The sequence below is a fragment of the Streptococcus sp. HMSC072D03 genome, assembly GCF_001812855.1.
GTDB lineage: Bacteria > Bacillota > Bacilli > Lactobacillales > Streptococcaceae > Streptococcus > Streptococcus salivarius_D.
In genome coordinates this window covers 1-445 of record NZ_KV810678.1, presented here as the reverse complement: position 1 = coordinate 445, position 445 = coordinate 1, and the positions used below count along the sequence as shown (strand labels likewise).

Below are 445 nucleotides of genomic sequence, written 5' to 3'. Positions count from 1 at the left end.
TTTGTGTTGCACTTCATTTTACAATAGGGCATATTTATTTTTTTCATTATCCGGTGCAAATTCAAAAGAAACAAGGTCTTTCTTGGTTAAACGTCTAACACTCTGAGTAATGGCACTCCTAGATACTTCAAGTATCTCAGATAATTTCACCAAATTCACAGGCTGATTGCGACCTATTAGGTCAATCAAATGGACTTCATTAATAGTGATTGATTTATCAATACTGTTCCTATGCTGAGCCTTTTTCAACTGTTCAAAGGCTAAAGCAAAGCTGTTAAAACGATTATTAAACTTATGCAGTTCTTTCTTATTCATAGCGTCCCTCTTTTGTTAACTAGATTAACAAAATGATATTTTCTTGTCAAGCTGAGCCTAAAAAATCCTCCAGAACTAAGCTCCGAAGGATTTATTTTGGCTCTATAATTTCTGTAGTGGGTAAAACTAC

At 33.9% G+C, this 445-nt stretch carries 1 pseudogene; it reads right to left on the bottom strand.

Annotation, left to right across the window (positions count from 1 at the left end):
* Positions 1-21 precede the first annotated feature (21 nt).
* A pseudogene (locus HMPREF2877_RS11065) lies at positions 22-315 on the bottom strand (MarR family transcriptional regulator); the annotation flags it as partial.
* Between the last annotated feature and the right edge of the window lie 130 nt (positions 316-445).